This window comes from Burkholderia sp. HI2714, from assembly GCF_002223085.1.
GTDB classification, from domain to species: domain Bacteria; phylum Pseudomonadota; class Gammaproteobacteria; order Burkholderiales; family Burkholderiaceae; genus Burkholderia; species Burkholderia lata_D.
The window spans coordinates 23,056-39,197 of the sequence record NZ_NKFM01000034.1 but is presented as its reverse complement, the minus strand read 5'-3'; the positions used below and the strand labels follow the sequence as shown (position 1 = coordinate 39,197).

12 protein-coding genes are annotated in these 16,142 nt (G+C 59.9%); 4 read left to right on the top strand and 8 right to left on the bottom strand.

Annotated features, from left to right (window positions below):
• Nucleotides 1-122: 122 nt before the first annotated feature.
• From CFB82_RS17960 to CFB82_RS17925, 8 genes are all read right to left on the bottom strand, one after another.
• Nucleotides 123-482 (bottom strand): hypothetical protein, encoded by a 360-nt coding sequence (locus tag CFB82_RS17960; protein ID WP_143750926.1) that lies wholly within the window; start codon nucleotides 480-482, stop codon nucleotides 123-125.
• Nucleotides 483-546: 64 nt separating this feature from the next.
• A complete protein-coding gene (locus CFB82_RS17955) occupies nucleotides 547-804 on the bottom strand; it encodes a PAAR domain-containing protein (RefSeq protein ID WP_089484732.1) in 258 nt (85 codons plus the stop codon).
• Between the two features lie 100 nt (nucleotides 805-904).
• Complete coding sequence (locus CFB82_RS17950) at nucleotides 905-1,222, bottom strand: hypothetical protein (RefSeq protein WP_143750925.1); 318 nt, start codon at nucleotides 1,220-1,222, stop codon at nucleotides 905-907.
• Between the two features lie 17 nt (nucleotides 1,223-1,239).
• Nucleotides 1,240-2,739 (bottom strand): virulence factor, encoded by a 1,500-nt coding sequence (locus CFB82_RS17945; RefSeq protein WP_176016860.1) that lies wholly within the window; start codon nucleotides 2,737-2,739, stop codon nucleotides 1,240-1,242.
• Entirely contained in the window at nucleotides 2,736-4,964 is a 2,229-nt protein-coding gene (locus CFB82_RS17940) for a T6SS effector phospholipase Tle3 domain-containing protein (protein WP_089484730.1), read from the bottom strand. Before CFB82_RS17940 ends, CFB82_RS17945 begins: the two co-directional genes overlap by 4 nt.
• A 21-nt stretch (nucleotides 4,965-4,985) precedes the next feature.
• Nucleotides 4,986-7,766 carry a type VI secretion system Vgr family protein gene (locus tag CFB82_RS17935; protein WP_176016859.1) on the bottom strand — a complete coding sequence of 927 codons (2,781 nt, stop codon included), beginning with the start codon at nucleotides 7,764-7,766 and terminating at the stop codon, nucleotides 4,986-4,988.
• Nucleotides 7,767-7,832: 66 nt separating this feature from the next.
• Entirely contained in the window at nucleotides 7,833-8,465 is a 633-nt protein-coding gene (locus CFB82_RS17930; protein ID WP_143750924.1) for a hypothetical protein, read from the bottom strand.
• A 380-nt stretch (nucleotides 8,466-8,845) separates the two neighbouring features.
• The gene (locus CFB82_RS17925; protein WP_089484728.1) at nucleotides 8,846-11,782 is read right to left on the bottom strand and encodes a Tn3-like element ISBusp1 family transposase; all 2,937 of its coding nucleotides are present in this window, start codon (nucleotides 11,780-11,782) and stop codon (nucleotides 8,846-8,848) included.
• Nucleotides 11,783-12,641: 859 nt separating this feature from the next.
• On the opposite strand from CFB82_RS17925, the gene CFB82_RS17920 reads away from it, so the two are divergent.
• From CFB82_RS17920 to CFB82_RS17900, 4 genes are all read left to right on the top strand, one after another.
• Nucleotides 12,642-13,361, top strand: coding sequence for a Crp/Fnr family transcriptional regulator (locus CFB82_RS17920; RefSeq protein WP_089484727.1), 720 nt, complete (start codon nucleotides 12,642-12,644; stop codon nucleotides 13,359-13,361).
• 742 nt (nucleotides 13,362-14,103) lie between these two features.
• Nucleotides 14,104-14,592, top strand: coding sequence for a Spy/CpxP family protein refolding chaperone (locus CFB82_RS17910; protein WP_089484725.1), 489 nt, complete (start codon nucleotides 14,104-14,106; stop codon nucleotides 14,590-14,592).
• A gap of 133 nt (nucleotides 14,593-14,725) precedes the next feature.
• Nucleotides 14,726-14,989: a hypothetical protein gene (locus tag CFB82_RS17905; protein WP_226248740.1), complete on the top strand. Its 264-nt coding sequence runs from the start codon at nucleotides 14,726-14,728 to the stop codon at nucleotides 14,987-14,989.
• A gap of 350 nt (nucleotides 14,990-15,339) precedes the next feature.
• Nucleotides 15,340-16,125 carry a PRC-barrel domain-containing protein gene (locus CFB82_RS17900; protein WP_089484724.1) on the top strand — a complete coding sequence of 262 codons (786 nt, stop codon included), beginning with the start codon at nucleotides 15,340-15,342 and terminating at the stop codon, nucleotides 16,123-16,125.
• Nucleotides 16,126-16,142: the final 17 nt, after the last annotated feature.

The following is a 16,142-nucleotide window of genomic DNA, read 5'->3' as shown; positions in this document are numbered from 1 at the left end:
CCCGCCTCCACGCGCTTGAGCGCATCCATGATCTGGCTGTCCGTGAATCTCGACTTCTTCATTCTGTAGAACTCCCTCAACGAGAAAATTCTACTTCTGATCCCGCCGGTTCTGCGGGGGGATTACCATGCGAGCCCGTATCCCAGGAGATACACGAGCGTGACCAACGCGATGCCGGTAACCACGTCTCGCCGCTTGAACGCCCCAACAAATTGAATGTCGGGAAACACCAGGCGCCGATGGACGTAGAACATGCCGCCAAGAAATACGAGCGCGGGGACGTATGCGAAGAGGATCGTGTAAGACTTGGCTTCGGAAGTCAGCCCGAACTGTTCTACCACCACACCAAGCAGAACAAGCTCGAGTAGTCGATAGCCCCAATAGACGAAAAATCCGAACAGCAAGGCCCAGCGCCAGCTTTTGGCAAACGCTTTCGCGCTGCGAGGGGGAGGGTAGCTGGGTTCAGTAATCGTAGTGGCCATCGGGTTTAGTCTCTAGGGTAGGAGGTGATGATCTGCTTAGTTGGTTGATGCTTGTACCCGGAAACTACGTGCGCCCGGATGTCGGAAGTGAAGTGATGAGCACCGCACCGCATGAGGTCTTGTGGCCGTCGAATGATGCGAAACTACCCTCCACGTTGAAATCGGCATCACCCTCCACGATCACACACTCGCCGTGGATAGGGCAGGTGCAGCGGTCGCCGACTCGTGCGACCGGCCGTCCCATGACTTCGCTGTTGGGCGCGCCTAACTCGACGCGTCCTCCGTGACTGTGTACGTCTCCAACCCGAATTACACCGCGCATGAAAGCTCCTGCTACTGGTTCAAGACCGACGTAGACTCTGCCGCACGGTCACATCGATTTTCCATCGTGCTGGCAATTCACGTGCAGACGCCATATCGCTTCATTTGCGTGCTCTGAACGCTTTGATCGCTTTGACCAAACCCACGATAACCAGGGTGAGTCCGATTACAACGATGAGAACCGGCATGGAGAAAACGAAGCTCAACTGAGCATTGCTTTGCATATGCCACTGGTCAAATGCACCAATCGCCAGAAACACAATAAGAACGGAGAAAAGGCCAATTCCCGCGCCAATTAACCCAACGCCCCACCCCAACAATTGATGATGGCGTGAGGGTTTGTACGCCCCCAGTCCCATAGCAAACCTCACGTCGAAAACGGATGACGCGCGCACCGCGCGTCGTCCACGTTGCTCCATGTCACGCTGCGGTTAGCTTAGAAGCTGTAGCCTTGCCCGGACCGACTGTAATCGACGTCGTGCCGCTTTCCCCACCAGGGCAGATACGCACTGCCTTCGCCGGCCGCGCGGAACCATGGCTTCTTTGGATCGACCGGATTCAGCTTCGCAGGAGGAACAACGACAACGGCCATCGGGTGTTCGGCATCGTTCGTGCCGGCAACCAGCGTATTCCCGCCGAGATGGTTCGCGCGGCCGATCGCGAGTGCCACGTCGGTCAGCGCGGTACCGGCACCCATCTCGCCAAGCAGCGCCGGCGTGTTGAAGGTCTGCTTCTTGAAGTCGTACTCGGGCAGCACCTCGGTCAACGTCTGTGACAGCGCACCAAGCCGTGCAGACGCAACGTCGCTGCCCTTGCCGGCGTCGTGGACCACGTAGTGCAGGTCCGCCGTCGTCACACCTGCATTATGGGCCGCCTGTTCGATGGTCGATTTCCACGCCTGCACTGCGCGCGTCGTCCCGGACTTCTTCTCGAAGTCGTTCACGTTGCCGACAGCTACGCGCCCGACCCATGCGAGCGGTTCACGCTCCGTCTTGAAGTCCGGACCCGTTAGAACGAGCAGAACCATGTTCTCGTTCATCTGGTTGTCTTTCGGCGGGAAGCTCGGCGCATCCCAGTTCATCACCCATACGCTCTGGTCGGGGTGTGCTTGCAGATAGTCGAGTGCGCGATTCAGCGAAGTGAAGCCCGCGTTCGGACCACCGGGCGTGATGTGAACGTCTGGCGGAGTATCCTTGCTCCACAAACTTGGTGCATCCTGATTGCCAATCTCAAACATCGACACGAACTGCTTGACCAAGTACTTTCGAGATTCCTCCGGATCAAGGCGTTTTTCCGGAATTGCAAACTCGATGTGGGTTCCAGCCAGCTCTCGCCACCCCTTTCGTTCCTTTGAGTGGACGTTGTAGAAATACACCGGGCTCATCACGTAAATTTCGCCGAATAAAACGAGAAGTTGATCGATGTACTTCTCATAAAACCCGTCAAACGTCTCGCGGCCATCATTGCCATAGGCTACGCCGGCGACTGGCTGCAAGGTGGTGAAGCCTTTCGGATCCTCCTTGACCATGTCATCGTGCTCGTTGGGCTGAACGAGACCCATCGTCCAAAGCAGCTGCCATTCGGTCGGATAGTCGCGCCGTTCTAGCGGATTGAGCCACGCGAGCCCAACGACTTGCGCGCGAAACGGTTGATTGGGGACTGGGGCTGCCACGGCGACGCTAGCCCCTGTGCCAACCGTGGTTGCCGCGACTTTTTCTCCGCCAGATTTTCGAAGTCCCGTCCAGAGCGCCAACACAGCGACCACGACCAACAGCGGCAACACAATCAATCGTTTCATCCATTCCTCAACCGAGAGCGGCTGCGGTGCAGCCTGCTGAGCATGATACGTCCAGGTCGCCGCTATCGCGACCGACAACAGCAAGATGGCAAGCGCGACGGCAACACGTCGCGGCCGAGACGAAATGAGCGCGCTCATAAGGAATGAGCCGCGTCGAGAATCATCCAGCCGTCTCTTTCATCAACGATTTTCTTCGGCATGTGCGCATCGGGATCTTCTTTGATCCAGCGAGTAAGAAAGCTTCCGTTCATCTTGCCTTCGTGAAAATATTCCGCATATTTTTTGTGAGGGTTGGCTTTATCCAGCCCCTTTCCGAAGCGCCAGTCGGCTTCAATACGCAAATCCCTCCAGTCGTCCGGCGTCAGCTTGCACAAGCCGATCGCGACATCATAGGCGAGAGCGTGCTCCGCATGCATCGCGTTCGTCATGATCGTCGAGTGATTGGTCGGGTTGTTCTTCTCCGTCTCACCAAGGTAAGCCGTTACGGTGGCCCCGGAGTACTGCTTTGCCTCGCCGTTCGAGTTGAAGCCTGGTTGCTCTGAAATGACGTTGCCGTTTCCGTCCATCAACGCGCTGTTTGTCTTTTCGTTATGCCGAACGGTTTGGCGAACGATCGCGTGCATTTCGTAGCGCATATCCGCTTCGCTGTCTTCGTTGCCCAGCGCAGTGGCACCGCCGTAGTTGTCGATTGCATCGCCCGACTTCTTTTCCGCAGCAGTTTTGCTCTTGTCGCGCGCAGCGGCGACCGGGTCATTGCCTTCGTTAAAGAGGCTGGTTGCTGCCGGGCCGTCATGGACGGGCGACATCGGACTACCGTATTTCATTGCGACCGGGGTGAAAGGGTGATCCAGCTTGGGTGCGTCGATCGGAATCGCCCACCAGTCGGGTGGCGTCGCATTGACCGCCGGCCGTCCGATGTTGACGAGCGTTCCAATACCTCGCATCTTCCAGATCCCCCACATGTCTCGAAGGGTCGTTCGGCTTTGCAACGATTTGATGATCGAGAACTGTGCTTCGGGCGACGGGGGATACCAGAAGCCTTTCGTCTTTCCCTTCTTGTAGCGCCAGTCATTCTTGGTGTAATCGTAAAGCTCCCCGGGCTTCTGGCCGACAAGGTAGCCCGAGGCGAATACACGTTGCGTGAAGCAATCAGCGCCGCCCGTGACTTCGATTTCATATGGGGTCAATCCTCGCCAACCGATCCCCTGGACGGTCGTCGCGGAGATCACTTGATCGTGCGGACAACAGTAGAGGGTAACCCGACCGTAGGTACGGTACGTGTTTCCATAACCTGTCGGTCCCATGGAGGTTTTACCCCATACCTGAAGCCCGTGCGCCTGTCGATCGTCTGCTGCCTTGTAGGGTTTGCCTTTTGACGACGTGCACATATTCGACATTTCCGGATCGATATCCTCTGGTGTCGGTTCTTGGCTGAACCGAGCCCGGATAATGTCGAAGAAGTTGGACAGAGTGTGTACGCGAGCTTCCCACGTTTCACGGCCGCGTCGGCCTTTTGAATCCTTTGCGGTGCGTTGAGTCCAGGAATCGGTCTTGAGGTCGTCAACCAAGCTGTATGGCGCGTTGGCCAGCACATAGGCGTCGGCGACACAATGGCCGGATTTCCCTTGGCCATCCTTCACATCAGGCAATTGGTCGCCCAGAAACGCGGCCGTGATCCCGACGATGTTGCCTTGGCTATGACAAACCACAGTGATCGGACAATCCGCTTGCTTTTTCCGAATCGACTCGATCAATTTAGCGAGACGCAGGGCAGCCATTACCCCGTAATGACGATTAGGTGTTGAGTACACCATCCGCGCGGCAACGGGGTTCAAATCCTGGATCTGCAGCCACAGAAACAGTCGGTCGTTGACCCCGACGTTCCACAAGTCCGGAAGGCTCGAACACCCGTTTGCAAATGGGCCGCCCCCCCAGTAGTTTTGTTCGTTCAGGAAAATGTTCCCACCAAACTCCTGCAGCTCTTCCTTATTCGCCTTATGTCCCCACCGGAAATGGATGACCGGTGACCACGAAGGGTCGGGTTGCACGTAGGTTTGCGGCGTCATCTTCGGATTGACGAAGCCGTCATTCGTCAGGAACTTGATGTACTTAGCCGGGGTAAGCTGTCCGCCCTCGGGGCCTTTGAACATCATCTGATCGTCGAGCCGCCCAAGGCGCCGATTCAATCCTCGGCAGATACCTTCTTCGGCCGGGCCGAACCACTCCCCCTCGGAGTTGACCCCGTGCACGAAGATCACGACGCCTGGCAACGGCATCGGTTTGACTGCAACGAGTTCCTTCTTCTTGTTGGGCAGTAGAGTGCCCTTGGCGGTCGCGGCTGGACTGCGTGGTGTTGTTGGCATGACCCGTACCCTGTAGCTCGTTTATGCGTCTTTCTTGAAGAATTTCACGACCACCTGTTCGAACTGGTTGTGGTCGATCGGGGGCATCGTGCCGGCGCTGTCTGTCTGGCCGTTCACGATTTCACCCGACGCCTTGTGGACCTCGCCGACGTAACCCTCGATCGGATTGCCGTCGGAGGCCCGCACCAGTTTCGGCACCCGCCCGAGCGGCGCATGGTCGAATTTCGGCATGTCCGTGCTCATGCTGGCCGGGCCTTGCCACGAATGGCCGGCCGATTTCACGGTGAACTTGCCCGGACATCCGAGCTCAATGTCGCTGCCGTGCAGCTTCAGGTAGGCCCCGCCGGACGTCGTGAAGACCACCTGGTCGTTCGCCATGCCGGTGATCTTGCCGTCGGCCGCCGAGAACTGGATGTTCTTGGCCGAATCGATCTGCGTGTCGTCGGCCTGGCTTTGCAGGATGACCTTGCCTTGATTCGCGATCGCCGATACGCCATCGCTGTGGGCGAACATTGCAACGCCGCGGCCACCGTGCAGGTTGATGCGCTGGCCACTGGTCAACTGGACATGTTGCTGCGCGACCTGGTCGATGTTCTCGCCCGCGTACGTCACGTGCGTCTTCGGGGTGATCGCAACCGAGCCGGCCTGAGCGCCAAACGCCATCAGCGCCTGCGAGCCACCAGCTTCGCCGGCACCAGTCCCCGATGCGCCACCCGCGGGCGTCCAGCTCTTGAACGCTGATGCGACGGCCTGCTGGCCGGCCGTGTCGGTCGCCTGTCCGCCGTGCTCGCCCGCATAGTCCCCCAGCGACTTGAACAATTCGGTGCACTCGCCGAGCAGCTGCAGCAGCTCGTCGCGATCAAGCTGGCCACCGCTCGCCTGCGAACGAGCGTAGGTCGTCAGCAAGATGCCTTGTGCCGCACGCAGCGCTGCGGCCGCGTCGGTGCGCAACTCCGCGCCTTCGCCACGATCCTTTCCTTGGCCGTCCTGGCGCGGTTGCGTCAGGTAGCCCAGATTCAGCTGCGAATGCGCGTGCTCGCTCGCCAGCTGACTGGAAATCTGGCCTGGCGTGTCGTCGAGGCGTAGTTGGTTGTAACGCTGGCCTTTGATTTCCTTCGTTTTGATACCCGACACATACCGGTTGCCTGGCAGCGAACCGGTGTGCGTGAATGCTGCGGGTGGATTCGCACCGTTGCCGAGGACCGCAATGATCACCAATCGGTCAGGATCCCCGCCGATCGCGCCGAGCAGGACCTCCATGCCGATGCGGGGAAGAAACGACGCACCGAACTGCGTGCCCGCCAGACTCGACGCCACTCGGACCGGTGCGCTGTCGCCGGCATTGTCGTTCGTGCCGGCCCCTTGTGCGTGCGAATGGTCAGCGGGATCCAGGCCGTGGATCCGCACATAGACTCGACCGAGCTCGTCGGTCACAACTTCATCGCCGTCCCGTGTGACGATGACGCCGGTCAGAAGATGAACCGGAGGGAGGTCGATCTTCGGATCGTACGCGGGCGTGATCGGTACGCCGCGCCGCACGCATGTGAACGTGTTCTCGTAACGCGTATCCGATTCAGTGGAAGAGGGCGCGAGCTGGGCCGGCGAAGGCGACACCAGGTTCTTGCTCGCAGCGAACAGCATCTGCACGCGCTCCGTCAGCCCCTTTGGCAGATTGTTGGAGACGTCGTGGCGAATCGACGTGATGACGAACTGCCGCTTGTCGGCCGCCTGCATGTCCAGTTCAGGATCGCCCGTCAGCGTGATCCAAGTGCCGACCGCGAGATCACGAATCCCACTCGCCCCATCGTACTGTTCAGCTTCGAATTGATGAGCCAGCATGCGTGAGCGGGTGAGTCGATCGTGATCGTCCCATGAGTCTCCTGCGTGCGGGACATCGATCGCGACGTCGGTCAGGAGCTTGGCGAGGTCATTGCCGGCGTCGCCTTGGTCGACACTACCGGCGACCGTCGACTCGTCGATGCGCGCCTTTTTGTAGTCCCACGAAGGACGGCTGGCGGTGCCCGGTACCAGGCGCGCGTGCAGCGCGAACAGCGTAACGGTATCGCGCTCTTCGGTGCCGGCGTCGCGCGGGTGAAGACGGACTGTTCCGGCCACGCTTTCCTGCAGCGAGTCCGGATTGTCGCAGCAGATCAGCGTATGGATCGGGGTATCGTCCTGGCCGCTCGAGCTGCCCTTTGCGGGGCCGGACTTCGCGAAGATCGAAATCCCTTCGCGACGCACCAGACGCCGCACAAACGCGGCGTCCGACTCGTTCACCTGCCGAGTCAATTCTCGGGGCGGATAGCGATCGCGATTCAGAAAGGACAGGTCAAACTCGAAAGCGCGGGCGAGGGCAGGGCTGCGCTGGCGCCATTCGTTAAACATCACGGCGAGGATGTCGACAACACTTTGCTTTCGGAAAACGCGCGAGTTCGTACGCTTGTCCATCAGCGAGAGCGCATCACAAATGGTCAGCTGGTAAACGCAAAGTTCGCCATCGCTCTGGCCAATCTGCACGTTCTGGATAATCGCGTTGATCGTGTGCAACTGGCCGCGGTCGGTCACCAGTCGCACGGAGACCGGCACGCCGATAAAGAGTGTTGGCGGTAGGTCGTGTCGGGGCGAAACGCAGGTGAGATGCCCGTGAATCCCGGTCATCAGCCCCTCGTGAACGTTTGCGTGCTGAAGCGCAAGGAGACGCCCCAGCGTTCCTTGCAGCCGCCCGAAATTCAATGCGACCGGGCGCCGGTTCCAGTCGACCGCGCCCGATGCAAAGCTACTGAGTGTTTCGCTGATGCTCACTTCGGCCCTCTCTGTTTCTTGTTCATGTCCTGCCAATCGCGACGTCGACCGAAGGCCTGCGAGGCGTCAGGCGATTACGTCGCGCGGCACGAAGTGCCAACACCCGGCCTCCGGGTCGTACAGCGCCAATTGCTCGGCCTCGCCAGCCGGCACAACTATCGGAGCGACAGCGTCGAGCGCGGCGACTGCCCGCCGGAGCGAGCTTTCTTCGACCGTCGGCGAAGCGAGCCACCGACGCGCGATCTGCAACGTGTCTCGCCAGGCAAACAGCCCGGCGCGCTCGTGTAATCGATCGAGTATCGCCCACGTCTCAGCTTCGATCGCCATCACCTTATGGCGCCGCGGGCTCACGCGCCACCGTGCCGCCTGGTCTCGAGCCGCCCGGATGAGATGGCCATCCTGATGCGCAACGAGCCGATTCTCGTGAGCCAGCCACGCTACATGTACGGTCAGCGGCCGCTGCCGAAACGTGTTCGAAAAGAAGATGCCCACCGGCAAGCGGCTCGACTGCAGAACCGACTCGACTGCGTCGGAATCCTGGCGCCGCAGGAACACCATCTCCAGCAGTGCGTCGAACGGCGACAAAAAGCAGCGGACTGCTGGGCCGAACCTCGAGCGATCAGCCAAAACCGACGAGACATCCACCGGTGTTGGCGTCGTCAGGACGAAAACCGGCTGCTCCGGCTCCAGCGTCTTCATGGCGTCGAACAGATGGCCCGGACTCGACATCAAAACGTACGAAATTCGGTCATTAGATCATAAGACGATTTGGTCAAGTCATTCTAGGCGGGCAGCTCCAGACAGAACGTCAAGCATTGTTACGTCGCTCGGTTGCTCCTCGCGCTGGTGCCAGTGCCATACTCCCCGGCCTTCCGTAGAGGGGTGGTCTTGATTTCCGTGCGCTTTTCCGGTTAGACGCCTTTAGGCCTGGCAAGGCCTTGCCTTGCGGCCCTAAATATTAATTCCGATAAAACAATGGCTTAGTGTCTACCCTCCGCTATCGAAGCAGAGGGTGTCTCCGGACGAGGTGAATCGAAGATGAGAGGTCCCTTCACCGGCGGCGCAAGTTCACCCCGTCGTTAGGCGCTCCGACTGGTTGACGGAATGGGGTTGTCGGCCGCGATGCTCGGCAAGATCCGCTTTGCGTACAGTGACACGGGAAAATTGAAGGTGCCGCGCAAGTTGATGCCTTCGATATGAGTTGGGGCGATTCGCCGGAGTTGCTCGGTCGCGATCGGCTGCCCCCGACTAGCTTCGATGTTCTCCAGGGCTCGTTGCATGTGGGTGGTGTTCCAAGCCATCAAGATGTTCGAGAGCAGGGTCAACGCCGATGACACTGCCGCGAGCGATTCTTGGCGCCGAGCTAGCTCCACCGGAATGCGACCGATGTGAATCGCGCGTTGCACGGTATGCACCGCTTCTCCCCGATTCAGGGCATGTTGCAACTCCGACCGGAAAGAGGCATTTGTGAAGTAGTCGATCAAAAAAATACTTCGGAATAAGCGGCCGATGTGAACGCCGCCATCGTACACAGCCTGCCCTCGAGCAGCTGATCCGAATCTGGCAATCGCTTCGACAGCCGTGCATTGGCCAGAGCGAATCGATGCGGCGATCCTCACGAACTCGTCCCACACGTCAACGATGAGACCGAGTCGGACGTCCCGATCCGTGACCCCTGCGAGCCGCGCCGGCACCACCTGACTGCGAGGCACGTGCAAACGTCGGTCACGAAGGTGTGACAGGCGAGGGCATAAATCAAAGCCAAGTGCCCGGGACACGCCCATCGCGAAATCGGTGTAACCGTGCGTATCGACGGCGAGTTGAGCGATGTCCTTGGTTGCGCTTTGCCGGACGACGCCCTCGATTGCTGCGCCTGCTTGTCGCTCATTCAGGATGATGGGCTGGTCGTAGAAAATGCCCCAACGATCCAGCACATGCGTGTACATCCCGATGGATGCAGTCCGGCGACGTGGATCCGCACGCGCTCGCCAAATCGTCCGGGTTGTCTCCAGCGACATCATGTCCGACGACGCTAGATCGGCTCGACCCCAGTGGGCGGCGATCGGGTGTTCGTGCATGAATTCAAGGACGGCGTCGGCCGCTGTACGCAGCATTCGTTCGTCCGCGAGACGCTTCATCATTTGGCGAATCGCCTCAGTTGACACTTCCGGGACCATCCGAGAAATATCAGCTGCCGTCAGCGAGGTGCCGTGAGCCAGTATCGCCGAATACACCATCAGTAACTCGGTGCGTGACCGCGGCTCGCGTCCAAGCAGGATCCAACTGAAGCGTGTCGCACTATCGATCTCGAGGATGATCTCGGGAAATTGGCCTGGCGGATGAGCTTCGAAGATCTGACGGCGAAGTTGATCGGCTTCTGCGTCTGGATCCTGCGCAGCAATCGGTTCGAGGTGGACAGCAGTATCAACCCGGATCGAACCATTGACCACGGCATCATCGAGTAATGCGAGGCGCTGTTCGAGCTGTTCAAGGATTGGTCCGAGAAATTCGTTCGGGTCTTGGGGCAGGCCGAGGTGTCCATAGTGATTGTTACGCTTTGCCTTCCACTGCTCGGCCGAGATCAGCATATGCGACTGACTTCTGAACGAGAAGCTGTGGTTGATGAAAACCGAGCCGTTGCGCAGGGCGACACGGAGCGCAAAGAGGGTGGCCCACTCGAAAGCAACCATGGCCCGCAGCCGATCGTAACCATCGATCGCCTCGCGCCACGCGCGCCCAAGCCTGATATTGACCCCGTCGGGCAGGAGATAAGCGCGACGTCGATATAGCACACGTAGTAACGAGAGAGCATCGACTACAGGATGAGCACCCTCGGCCTCGAACGGCAACTGCACGATCCGATTCAAAAGGTTACGGGCGTAGTACCGCTTTCGGACCAGGCACTGCCGGATCTGGCTCCGACGGCTGGTGGGATGCGGTTGCAAAACATCGTCTGCAAGCAGACAAAGCTTCTCCCCGAGCTGTTCGCGCGAGAGGGTTTCATCATTGGCAAGTGCTTTGACGGCAAGCGCGAACTCGCGGAGTTGATCCGCGGCCTTCATCCGCATCGCATCCACTTCGCGTGACGTGTCGTTGACAACCTTCAGTACCCATCGCCGGAGCATCTCGAGTACCTGATCAGTCGCAATACAGAGGGAATATCGCATGAAGCAGGCGGCTTCGATTCGTCGGCTTTGGGGTTCGATTCGCTTACTGATCGATGGCGGGCGGCTTGCACAACGGCGGGCGTAGTGGCGCACCATGGCATCGTTGCATTCAACCGGCCAACGCGTTGCCACCTCGTGCATCGTGAGCAAGTTGACTTTGTCGAGGATCTCGCTCATCTGATGGGTCGAGTTGCGCAGCGGGACGGCCCACAGCCATCGCTGGAGACTTGAATGTTCTCCATGGGGCTGAGCCAGAACTCGCGCCCAACTCTCGAGTTTTTCCATACCAACAGCCTGCTCGAGCGCGCCGTGCAATTGCCCCTCAATGTCGCGTACAGCCTGGACGACAAACTGCCTGAGCATGCGCTCCGGTGGTATCACGATGCGATGGTCGTAGAACCAACGTTTGAGATCGTTCGTCAACTGGCCGCGTTCCGGGCGACCGGAGAGTTGTTCTTTGAGCCAACGGATGACATACCGACGTTGATGTTCCGCGACGGCGCGAAAATTGATGGCGTCCCGAGCAAAGCGCTGGTGGTCGGATAAGGTCTTGAGGTTGCCATCGTAAAGTGAACGTAACGTGCCTAGGTCTGGCGGCTTTACATTCAGCTGTCGGCCAAGATGTCGCAAGAGAACTGTGGGGATCTGCTTGTACGAGCCGAGCGGCCGGCCGGTCATGCGCAGAAAGCCGATGTGCAACGCCACCGCGAGCCGAAAGAGATCGGTGCGTCTCGAATCAATGGCAACACGCTCGCGCTTGGAGAACGTGAAGAATGTCGCGAGCTCGAATTCGCTCAGCTCGCGCGGCACCTGTCGGATCCCGAGATAAGCCAATCGCCAGTGGTCCATCAGCGACTCCGCATCGATGACGAGAGCGGCCCAGCGTAGCGAGGCAAAAAATGAGGTGCTACGGGGAAAGTCGGGATGGCAGCTGCAGCTGTCGATCGCCTAAGAATGGTGCCGGAACGAAAACGAGCCGAGGCGCTCAAGCTGCGCGAGCTGTCGTCGTTGAGACCAGGTGGCGTGCGTCAACAAGGAGCTTGCTCGATGCAGAATTTTCTTGCGACCCTAAAACGTCGCTAGTTTAGCTTATGTCAAATGTTGTGCTCGTGCGCCCAATAACCTTCGACCGCACGCCGTCTCAATCCTCCCACCATACCCATGCGAGACCAATACTAGGCGAGTTGCGCTGCATCTGTTTTACGGCAAGCATGGCTACTGGCTGAATGCCGAATCATCCACGGCCCACGAGAGGCTTTGATGCCGCCAGCATGATCCCCTGCGGCCCCTCGGGCTCATCCATCCCGAACTCTCTACCGGTTCATATCGGAAAAGTTACGTGTCCGCGTTCATGCCCGTCATCTCGGCCGCGCAATTCATCGAACGGGTCAATCCGCGCCTGCCGTTGCATCACGTGTTCAAGGCCGGGAATTTTCCGTCAACCGCGCAGTGAAATATCGGTTCCATATCGAGCGCGCGTGATTGCGCGCACCTTGATGAGGCATGTGCCGACACTATAATTTTTGAAGGCAGATTCGCATTCGAACGGTCATTCCACACTCGTCGAAAAAAGGACGCATTGGCGCCGGCAGCCCGTCCGGTCGTCGGATCGGTAAAGTATGATCGTTGTCTCGTCCCGCCGATTCCCGCTGCGCCCATATCGGCCGGATTCTCCATCATCTGCCGGGCGCGAGCGCAGGAGCCACGCATGCTGGACAACCCGCCCATTACCGAAAATCACCTGCTTGCCGCACTGCCGGAAAACGAACGCGCTCACCTCGCCCCCCACCTGACCGTTGTCGACATGCCGTTGGGAAACGTGCTGTACGAGTCGGGCGGCCAGATGCATCACGTCTATTTTCCGACCACGTCGATCGTGTCGCTGCTGTATGTGATGGAGGATGGCTCATCCGCTGAAATCGCGATCGTCGGCCATGAGGGCATGATCGGCGTGTCGCTGTTCATGGGCGGCGAAACGACGCCGAGCCGCGCCGTCGTGCAAAGCGCGGGGCAGGCCTACCGGCTCGACGCGCGTATCCTGAAAGAAGAATTCCGACGCGGCAATGCGATGCAGCGCCTGTTGTTGCGCTATACCCAGGCGCTCATCACGCAGATGGCCCAGACCGCGGTGTGCAACCGGCATCACTCGATCGACCAGCAACTTTGCCGCTGGCTGCTGCTCAGCCTCGACCGCCTGCCTTCGAACCAGCTGCGCATGACGCAGGAACTGATCGCCAACATGCTGGGCGTGCGCAGGTCGGGCGTGACCGAAGCGGCATTGAAGCTGCAGGACGCGGGCCTCATCCGCTACAACTACGGCCATATCGAAGTGCTGGATCGCCCTGGGCTCGAAAAACGCGTGTGCGAATGCTACAGCGTGGTCAAACGCGAATTCGATCGCCTGCTTCCCGATCTGAAGCGACTCTAGCCGCTACTACGCCGCATCGTACCGGCCTTTCCCGCACGTGCCCCTGGCGCCACGCGAAGGCGTGGAAGCGACCCGATATCTCCGTGACATCGTCTCATCCGGCTACCCTGTACACCGGGTACATCGGCGCGCCATCGCCACGATCGTTACTTCCGCGATCAGCGATATCGCTGAATACCGGCGACGACTCGATGGATCGCGGTCACGCAGGGCGCGGCCCCGCGCCGCGCCGTGCAACCCGCGCTAACGGTGCCTGACGTGCGACACCTTCCGGTGATGCTTTCGATGGGCCGGGCGGGAAATCATCCTGGTGACACCGCCGACCGACGGTGGATCGCTGGCGGGGAATGTCCCCTCGACTGCCTCGTCGACATTGCGTTCGCTCTTGCCGCCGTTCGTATGCTGCTCTCGATACCTGCTGCGCATAACCGCCTCCGTGGCGCTGAGTGTCGGACGAGGCTGGCCGCTTCGACTGACCGGCGTATCGACGGCCAGTCAGCGTGGAATCCCGCCGATTACGACCCCAGCATAGGCCCGATTTGAAAATGCCGCTCGACGCGGATCGCGAGCCACCGCGAAGCGCCGCGTATCGGGAGACGAGCCACGCGCACCGGCAAACCGTCCGGCATCGGACAGACTGAGCCACGCGTCCCGCGCATACCTAAGCTATCGCGCCGAATTTTCCGTCGACCGAGTGAGTCGCGGCACGTCGACTCCTTCAGAAATTTCATTAGGATCCGCCATGACACCCGCTCTCCTCGCCGCCCCCCGAAAGATTGGCTACGCGTTCTCCCTGGCGGCGACAGTCGCCCTCGGCGCAGCCGTCTTCCCCCAACTCTCGAAGGCCGCCGGACCCGCACCGGATCGGTCACCGCCCCACGTCATGACCGTGGCCGCACAAAAGTCGGTCGACGGGCGCATCAAGAGCCTGCACCAGCGACTTGGCATCACACCCGGCCAGGAATCCCTGTGGCAGCCAGTCGCGCAGGCGATGCGGGACAACGCGAAAGCGATGGAAACGCTCAGGAAGATCCGTAGCGATCATGCGAGCAGCATGAGCGCGATGGACGATCTCCACTCCTATGGCGATGTCGCCAACGTGCACGCCGATGGCGTCAAAAAGCTGACCACGGCATTTCAGCCGCTGTACGACAGCATGTCCAATACGCAAAAGCAGAACGCGGATGCGATTTTCCGTGGCAACGACCACCACCTGATCAAGAAACAATAGTTCCGGACCGTCCGCCGATACCGGCTGTCGATGGCAGTCACTGACCAGCGGATTCCGGATTCGTACACAGGAGAACATGATGGACGTTTCTATCGGACATGCACGTCGAACCACAATGGCGCCGAGATCGGGCATGCGACTCGTCGGCCTGATAGTCGCGATCGGCTGCCTTTTCGCCGCACCGCCGTTGCATGCGGAGAGAATGAATCACGGTTTGGACCAGGGCAATCACGCGCGCATGACACATCAGGATGGTCGTCACTACGGCCATTACCGGAACGGTGGCCACGACGGTTATGACGGCGACGAGGAGTATGCGTATGGCGCGCCTCCGATGGTTTACGCGCCGGTACCGGCACCGGGCATCTCGCTGTTCATGCCGCTGCGGCTGCGCTGAGACACGAACCGAATCCGGCAGCCTCGGTCGCCCGGCAGCCCGTCGACGTGTTGATCCTAACTGCTTCGCGATCCTGACGACGAAGACCGAGAGAATGTTCCGCGACATATCGGGAAGGACGGCTCGCCGCCGGATGGATCACCCCCGTGCTCAAGCGGGTGCATGCTTTGTACGGTTTCGTACCGCATCGGCCATTCGGCGCGTGTAGCGTTTCAACCATGCCGACCATCCGAGGGGACGCGATCGGCAGGAATCGCTCGGCACCAACGGACGAACGACTGGATGCCACGGTGTGACAGGCAGTTCAGCCGGATCACCGACGTGCCGGGCATCGCTCTGGCGAGGACATCATGTTGCGAAGCATTCGAAGGTTGCACGGAGACACGGTTCGAGCGAAGGACGGCGATATCGGCCACATCCACCAGGCCTACTTCGACGATGGCAACTGGTGCATCCGTTACCTCGTCGTCGAGACGGGCGACTGGCTGCACGACAGGCAAGTGCTGGTCTCGCCATATTCCGTCACGCATGCCGATCCCGAGACCCGCACGCTATACGTCAGCCTCACGCAACAGCAGGTGAGGGACAGTCCGAATGTGGACACGCACAAGCCGGTATCGCGCCAGCACGAGATCGAGTACCTGCGTTACTACAACTACCCGACCTACTGGGGTGGCCCGAACCTTTGGGGAATGGGCGCATACCCTGCTTTCGATCCCGCCGGGCCGTCGCAGGACGCCGACGCGGGCGATCCGCTTCTCCCGCACACCGCGCCGGCCGGCACAGCGGCGGATACGCATCTGCGCAGCACCGGCGAGGTCGACGGATATCGGCTCGAAGCCAAGGACGGACATATCGGTCACGTGTCCGACTTCATTTACGACGATGAAGCCTGGGTGATCCGCTATCTGGCAATCGACACGTCGAGCTGGTGGTCGACCGGCAAGGAAGTGCTGATCGCGACTCACTGGCTCGACCAGGTGGACTGGCCCACGGAAACGGTATCGACCACGCTCACGCGCGACGCGATCCGCCAGAGCCCTCCATACGACGACTCGCAGCTCGTTCATCGCAGCTACGAGATCGAGTTGCACGAGTTCTACGGCAAGCACGGCTATTGGCACGGAGACCGATAACGCTGACCCGCGCAACG

Bases quoted from the DNA above. Each gene is read 5' to 3' on its own strand.
- CFB82_RS17910 (WP_089484725.1), top strand. From the start codon at position 14,104: ATGACACCCGCTCTCCTCGCCGCCCCCCGAAAGATTGGCTACGCGTTC.
- CFB82_RS17920 (WP_089484727.1), top strand. From the start codon at position 12,642: ATGCTGGACAACCCGCCCATTACCGAAAATCACCTGCTTGCCGCACTG.
- CFB82_RS17945 (WP_176016860.1), bottom strand. From the start codon at position 2,739: ATGAGCGCGCTCATTTCGTCTCGGCCGCGACGTGTTGCCGTCGCGCTT.
- CFB82_RS17930 (WP_143750924.1), bottom strand. From the start codon at position 8,465: ATGAAGACGCTGGAGCCGGAGCAGCCGGTTTTCGTCCTGACGACGCCA.
- CFB82_RS17960 (WP_143750926.1), bottom strand. From the start codon at position 482: ATGGCCACTACGATTACTGAACCCAGCTACCCTCCCCCTCGCAGCGCG.
- CFB82_RS17905 (WP_226248740.1), top strand. From the start codon at position 14,726: ATGCGACTCGTCGGCCTGATAGTCGCGATCGGCTGCCTTTTCGCCGCA.
- CFB82_RS17950 (WP_143750925.1), bottom strand. From the start codon at position 1,222: ATGGAGCAACGTGGACGACGCGCGGTGCGCGCGTCATCCGTTTTCGAC.
- CFB82_RS17955 (WP_089484732.1), bottom strand. From the start codon at position 804: ATGCGCGGTGTAATTCGGGTTGGAGACGTACACAGTCACGGAGGACGC.
- CFB82_RS17940 (WP_089484730.1), bottom strand. From the start codon at position 4,964: ATGCCAACAACACCACGCAGTCCAGCCGCGACCGCCAAGGGCACTCTA.
- CFB82_RS17925 (WP_089484728.1), bottom strand. From the start codon at position 11,782: ATGGACCACTGGCGATTGGCTTATCTCGGGATCCGACAGGTGCCGCGC.
- CFB82_RS17900 (WP_089484724.1), top strand. From the start codon at position 15,340: ATGTTGCGAAGCATTCGAAGGTTGCACGGAGACACGGTTCGAGCGAAG.